6 protein-coding genes are annotated in these 4,139 nt (G+C 65.4%); 4 read left to right on the plus strand and 2 right to left on the minus strand.

Going from position 1 to position 4,139, the window contains the following annotated elements:
• Positions 1 to 199: hypothetical protein (locus Q4C89_RS14210; RefSeq protein ID WP_303103280.1), on the plus strand; the 199-nt coding region annotated here is incomplete at its 5' end.
• Positions 200 to 269: 70 nt separating this feature from the next.
• On the opposite strand, the gene Q4C89_RS14215 is transcribed toward Q4C89_RS14210, so the two are convergent.
• Positions 270 to 842, minus strand: coding sequence for a molybdenum cofactor guanylyltransferase (locus Q4C89_RS14215; RefSeq protein ID WP_303103281.1), 573 nt, complete (start codon positions 840 to 842; stop codon positions 270 to 272).
• A 180-nt stretch (positions 843 to 1,022) separates the two neighbouring features.
• Here Q4C89_RS14215 and Q4C89_RS14220 point away from each other — a divergent pair, with 180 nt between their 5' ends.
• From Q4C89_RS14220 to coaD, 3 genes are all read left to right on the plus strand, one after another.
• Entirely contained in the window at positions 1,023 to 1,487 is a 465-nt protein-coding gene (locus Q4C89_RS14220; protein WP_303103282.1) for a hypothetical protein, read from the plus strand.
• Between the two features lie 106 nt (positions 1,488 to 1,593).
• Positions 1,594 to 2,154, plus strand: coding sequence for an RsmD family RNA methyltransferase (locus Q4C89_RS14225; RefSeq protein ID WP_303103283.1), 561 nt, complete (start codon positions 1,594 to 1,596; stop codon positions 2,152 to 2,154).
• Positions 2,151 to 2,666: a pantetheine-phosphate adenylyltransferase gene (gene coaD, locus Q4C89_RS14230; protein ID WP_303103284.1), complete on the plus strand. Its 516-nt coding sequence runs from the start codon at positions 2,151 to 2,153 to the stop codon at positions 2,664 to 2,666. Before Q4C89_RS14225 ends, coaD begins: the two co-directional genes overlap by 4 nt.
• Positions 2,667 to 2,782: 116 nt before the next feature.
• On the opposite strand, the gene metK is transcribed toward coaD, so the two are convergent.
• Positions 2,783 to 3,994: a methionine adenosyltransferase gene (gene metK, locus Q4C89_RS14235; protein ID WP_303103285.1), complete on the minus strand. Its 1,212-nt coding sequence runs from the start codon at positions 3,992 to 3,994 to the stop codon at positions 2,783 to 2,785.
• Between the last annotated feature and the right edge of the window lie 145 nt (positions 3,995 to 4,139).

Raw genomic sequence — 4,139 nt, forward strand, 5'->3', positions numbered from 1 at the left:
GCTGGAAACGCCCGAGCAGTTCGTGGTGTACCAGCTCGACCACGCGATGGGCGGCTCGGGGGCCATGCGCGAATTGAACCAGACCTTCGCTTGGGCCAATGCGTATCTGGCCTACGACCAGCAGACCATCCTGAACAAGTTCGGCCCGAAAGCCCCCGCCTGGATGCAGCGGCAACAGGGGGGAGGACTGCGGGCGTGACTCCAGCTGCAAGTAGCCAGCTTCCTACCGCGTTGACACTGATACAGGGGAGCCAGATACGGGGGGGCTGCTACGCCTCCTCTTTTTGTTGCAGTTCCGCAAGGTCGGCGGGGCGATTCACATTTTGGAAGAAGTCCAGCGGCAGACCGGAAAGCACCACCGTCCGCTCCGGCGGGGCAGCGAGGCGCAGGCGGCGTTCTCCACGGTCCAGCAGGGCGCTGATGTGGGGCCGCAGGTCGGTGTGGTACAGCGCCCCCAGCGGCTGCGGCCCGCGCTCCGGGTGCCCGGCCTGCACGCTCAGTACGCCAGGCCGCCGCGCCGCCAATAACTCCTCCCAGTAATCAGAAGTCAAGCAGGGGTTGTCCACGCCTGCAAAGGCCACCCATCCCGCCGGGGCCAGGGTCAGCGCCGTTTCCAGTCCGGCGAGCGGGCCGAGGCCGGGGCGCAGGTCAGCCTCACTGTCCCAGCCTGCCAACGCGTACTTGCCCGGCGGCCCCAGCAACAGCCGCGCTTGCGCTGCCGGAAAACTGGCGGCCACATGCCACAGCAGCGGGCGGCCTCGCCACTCGGCCCGCGCCTTGTCGCTCCCGAAGCGGCTGGACTGTCCCCCGGCGGTGATGGCGGCGGTGAGGGGTTCAGGCATGCCCGATTGTGCCGCCTATCCGCACCCTGCCGTGATTTAGGGCGTCTACACAATGTGCGCCCGCTTACACCCTCCGGCCTGCCCAGCCCGAAAGATGAAGCCGTCCCACTTGTTCAATCAGCGTTGGCCCATCATCACTGGCAAATCTCTCTCGTGTTCCACCCCGCTTCTGGAGGAGTGATGAAGAAAGTGCAGACTGTGGCCCTGTTGTCCGCCCTCAGCGCCGTGCTGGCGTCGTGCTCGATGGTCGGCCCCGGTGTCAACGAGTACACCATGGCGCGTCAGACCCTGGTGAAGTCCACCGACCCGGTCTACGCCCCGGCAGGCACGGCCCGCATCGTGCGTGACCTCGGCACGACCCGCACCAACATCACCCTGACGGGGATGACGCCCTACGCCATTTACGTGGCCCACTACCACAAGCGGGGTCAGGCCGACGTGCCCGCCTGCGAAAGTGGTGGCGCGGCCATCATGGAGAGCAAGATGGTCGCCCAGGCCGACAAGGACGGCAAGGTGTCTTTGCAAGGGCTGGCCGCCAACGCCCTGCTGGACGGGGCCACCTACCTCAACGTGCACCACGCCCGCGACTTCAACGGCACTCCGTCCGACAGTGGCGTGATTTGTTCGCCCGTGACCCTGAACTGAGCGTCATGGCCTGACCAGTCCCCCGTCTGCCCTGGCGGGGGAGCTTTTTTCGCTACGGTGGCATTTTCCCGATAGCGTATAGTCTCGCCAGCATGAGGAATTTCCATTGAGCCTGCGTATCCTGGGCGGCAGTGCCAAGGGCCGCGAACTGAAGGTGCCGGAATCGGCGCGGCCCAGTGGTGCCCGCATCCGCAAAAGCCTGTTCGATCTGCTCGCGGCCCGCGCTCCTGCCGGGCGCTTTCCCGATTTTCTCGACCTGCACGGCGGCAGCGGGGCCATCGGCTTGGAGGCGGCCAGCCGGGGCCACCGCGTCACCCTGATCGAGAAAGATGCCCGCGCCGTCAAGTCGCTGGAGCAGAACGCCCGCGCCCTCGACCTGCGTGTTCGCATCATCAAGGGGGACGCGCTCGGCCAGTTGCCCAAAGTCAGCGGGGCCGACATCGTTTTCAGCGACCCGCCCTACGAGGCGGACATTCCGGCGCTGACGGCGGCTGTACTGCAAAGCGGCGTCGTGCGGCCCGGCGGCGTGCTGATCTGTCAGCATCCCAGTCAGGTGACGCTGAGCGAATTTAGCGGCTATGAGCGCGAGGAGCGGCGCTACGGCTCCAACGTCCTGACGCTCTACTGGCGCGAAGAAAGCGCGGGAGCTAGGGTGGAGGGCACATGAAAGCTGTTTTCCCCGGTTCTTTCGACCCCATCACCAGTGGGCATATGGACGTGCTGACCCGTGCCAGCGGCATTTTCGAGCAGGTCACCGTGACCGTGATGCACAACGCCCGCAAGCAGGGCAAACACCTGTTCCCCCTGGAAGAGCGGCTGGAGATTCTGCGCGAGGCCACCGCCCACCTGCCCAATGTCGCCGTGGACAGCTTCAGCGGGCTGCTGGTGGACTACATGCGGCAGCAGGGCCGCAGCATCATCGTGCGCGGCTTGCGGGCGGTCAGCGACTACGAATACGAGCTGCAAATCGCCCACCTCAACCGCCAGATTGGCGACACCGAAACCGTCTTCATCATGGCGGCGACCCGCTGGAGCTTTGTCAGCAGCAGCATGGTCAAAGAGATTGCCAGCTATGGCGGCGACGTGTCCGAGATGGTGCCGCGTGCCAGCGCCCAGGCCCTGCGCCTCAAGTTTGCCGAGGCGTATGCGGCCAAGGCAGGCGACACGGAGAAAATCTGAATCTGGGCATCTCCGGTATTCCTGTCACGGTCTGCCAATAAAAACGAAGGGGGCCGGAAAGATTTCCTTTCCAGCCTCCTCTTTCTGAACCTCCCTTCGGAGGAGCAGCTTGCCGCTCAGCGCTGCGCTGCGGCCCTCAGCGCCTCGGCCTTGTCGGTCTGCTCCCAGGGAAACTCGGGGCGTCCGAAGTGGCCGTAGGCAGCGGTCTGCGCGTAGATCGGGCGCTGCAAATCGAGTTGCGCGATGATGGCCTGCGGGCGGGCATCGAAGTGCGCGGCGACGAGTTCCGCCAACTTTTCGTCGCTGACGGTGCCCGTGCCATAGGTGTCCACCCGCAGGCTGACCGGATGGGCGCGGCCAATCGCGTAGGCGATTTCGACGAGTGCCCGCCGTGCCAGCCCCGCTGCCACCACGTTTTTGGCGATGTAACGGGCGTAATAGGCCGCCGAGCGGTCAACCTTGGTCGGGTCTTTGCCCGAAAATGCTCCGCCCCCATGCGGCACGGCCCCGCCGTAGGTGTCCACGATGATTTTGCGGCCCGTCAGTCCGGTGTCGCCGTGCGGCCCGCCAATGACGAAGCGCCCGCTGGGGTTGATGAAGTAGCGGGTCTGGTCGTTCAGCAGCTCGGCAGGAATCACGGCGGGAATCACATGCTTGAGCATGTCGGCCCGAATCTGTTCCTGGGTCACGTCGTCGCTGTGCTGGGTGGAAATGACGATGGTGTCCACCGCCGTCTCGGTGGCGCTGTGCGGCTCGCCGTCGCGCACAATCGTGACCTGGGCCTTGGCGTCGGGGCGCAAGTAAGGCAGGGTGCCGTCCTTCCGCAGCTCGGCCAGTCTGCGGGTCAGGCCATGTGCCAGGGCAATGGGCAGCGGCATCAGTTCGGGGGTTTCGTCGGTGGCGTAGCCGAACATCAGGCCCTGGTCGCCCGCGCCGACCATGCTGTAGGCGTTTTCCGGCTTTTCGCGCTCGGCGTCGCTCATTTCACGCCATTCCTCGGAGTGGTCTACGCCGCTGGCGATTTCGGGCGACTGTTCGTGAATGGCGACCAGCACGGCGCTGTACTCGGCGTCGAAGCCGTAGTTGGCGCGGGTGTAGCCCACCTTCATCACCGCCTCGCGCACCGTTTTCTGGATGTCCACATGGGCGGTGTGTGCCCGGACCTCGCCCGCGACCACCGCCATGCCCGTCGTGACCAGCGTTTCGACGGCGACGCGGCTGGTCGGCTCCTGACGCAGAAACTCGTCCAGGATGCTGTCCGAAATGAAGTCCGAGAGTTTGTCGGGATGCCCTTCAGACACCGACTCTGACGTATAAAACTTGCGCATGACTTTCTCCTTGGGCGCGGGGCAGCGTCTCGCAGAACGGCCTGGAGAGGGAGTTCGCCCTTGGTTCCCCGCCGCCGCCTGCCCTGAACCTGCTTCAGGACAACCCGGTCAGTATGCCGCACCCCGCCGGACAAGAAAACCCACG

This window comes from Deinococcus sp., assembly GCF_030523985.1.
Classification (GTDB): Bacteria; Deinococcota; Deinococci; order Deinococcales; family Deinococcaceae; genus Deinococcus.